This window comes from Streptomyces sp. 8P21H-1 (genome assembly GCF_013302945.1).
This window is the reverse complement of sequence record NZ_JABTYA010000009.1, coordinates 1-2,100: the sequence shown is the minus strand read 5'-3', so window position 1 is coordinate 2,100 and position 2,100 is coordinate 1. Positions and strand designations below refer to the sequence as shown.

Annotated in this window: 1 protein-coding gene; it reads right to left on the bottom strand. The window is 76.0% G+C overall.

The features are described from left to right. The coding region (locus tag HO151_RS00200) for an SDR family NAD(P)-dependent oxidoreductase (protein ID WP_173894115.1) at positions 1 to 2,100 on the bottom strand (2,100 nt) is incomplete at both ends.

The window sequence follows — 2,100 nt, the reverse complement described above, 5'->3', positions numbered from 1 at the left end:
CGCTGGTGGCCGCCCAGTGGCCCCAGGCGAGCGAGGTGGCGGGCAGCCCCGCCGCCCTGCGCCGCGCGGCCAGCGCGTCCAGGAAGGCGTTGGCGGCGGCGTAGTTGGCCTGCCCGGGGTTGCCGAGGACGCCGGCGGCCGAGGAGTACAGCACGAACGCCGCGAGGCCGGCGTCCCGGGTCAGCTCGTCCAGCAGGAGCGCCGCGTCCGCCTTGGGCCGCAGGACGGCGTCCAGCCGCTCCGGGGTGAGGGCGGTGACCACGCCGTCGTCCAGCACACCGGCGGTGTGGACGACCGCGGTGAGCGGTGTCCCGCCGGGGATCGACGCCAGCAGGCCGGCCAGCGCGGCACGGTCGGTGATGTCGCAGGCGACGGTGCGCACGGTGGCGCCCAGCGCGCCGAGGTCGCGCTCCAGCTCGGACACGCCGTCGGCGGCACCACCGCGCCGGCTGACCAGCAGCAGGTGGCGTACGCCGTGCTCGGCCACGAGGTGCCGGGCGAGCAGGCGGCCCAGGGTGCCGGTGCCGCCGGTGATCAGAACGGTGCCGTCGGGGTCGAGCGGCTCCACGGTGTCGTCGGGGGCGAGCGGCCGAACGCCGACGGTGTCCGCCGCCCGCACCAGCCTCGGTACGGTGGCCCGGCCGGCGGTGAGGGCGAACTGCGGCTCACCGGTGGCGACGGCGGCGGGCAGCAGCGCCTCGGAGGCGGCGTCCCCGTCCACGGCGGCCAGGACCAGCCGCTCCGGTGCCTCCGACTGCGCCGAGCGGACGAGCCCCCAGACGGCCGCGGTGACCGGGTCGCCGACGTCCCGCGTGACGAAGACCAGCCGCGCATCCGTCACCGGCAGGGCGAGCCACGCCTGGACCCACGCCAACGCCCGCGAGGTCAGCGCCCGCAACCCCTGGGCGGTGTCCGTCAGATCCACGCGCACATCACTGCCGGCGGCCGACGCCGACAGCTCATCGAGGCCGGCGACGGTGACCAGTCGCCGCGTCGGGTCCGCCACGGCCTCGACGGCGAAAGGCACCCAGTCGACGCGGAACAACGCGTCCAGCGGGTCCACGCCGCCCTGGGCAGCCGCCGACGCCAGCTCGTCCGCGTCGACCTCACGCGAGACGACCGACCCGAGGCTGCCGACCGCCCGGCCGGAGGCGTCCGCGAGTTCCAGCGCCGTACCGCCACCGCCGTCCGGAGCGATACGTGCCCGCAGAGAGGTGGCCCCGGCCGCTGCCAGGGACACGGCACGGTAGGCGACGGACAGCGCGGAGGTACCACCGCCGGCACGGCTCACGGCTTCGAGCAGCGCGGGATGCAGCGCGAACCGCTCGGCCGCGTCCCGCTGCTCCTCGTCCACCTCGGCCTCGGCGAACACCTCCTCGCCACGCCGCCACGCCGCACGCAGCCCCGGCACCGCCGGATCCACCTCGACGGGCACCGCCCCGGCCGGCGGCCACGCCGACAGGTCGATGCCGGGGACGGCGTCCGGACGGCCTGCCAGTGTGCCGGTGGCGTGCCGGGTCCAGTCGGGGGCACCCTGACGCCGGGAGTGGACGGTCAGCCGGCGCCGGCCGGAGCCGTCCACCGCGCCGACAGCCACCTGGAGCCGCACGCCCGGACCCTCCGCGAGCACGAGCGGCGTCTCGATCACCAGTTCCTCGACGGCACCGCAGCCGACCTCGTCCCCGGCGCGCACCGCCATCTCCAGGAACGCCGCCCCGGGCACCACCGCGACTCCGTGCACCATGTGTTCGGCCAGCCAGGGGTGGCTGCTCGACGACAGCCGGGCGGTGAACAACACCCCGCCTTCGTCGGGCAGTTCGACCCAGGCGTCGAGCAGGGGGTGCCGGGCCTCCGTGAGTCCGGCGGCGGCCACAGCGCCTGCGGAGGGGACGCTTCTGAGCCAGTAGTGCTGGTGTTGGAAGGGGTAGGTGGGGAGGTCGTGGGCGGTGTGTGGGGGTGTGTGGGTGTGTGGGTCGAGGAGGGGGGTCCAGTTGATGGGGGTGCCGCGGGTCCAGGCGTGGCCGAGGGAGGTGAGGAGTTGGCGTGTGCCGCCTTGTCCGCGGCGCAGGGTGCCGGTGACGAGGACGGGTCCTGGTTCGG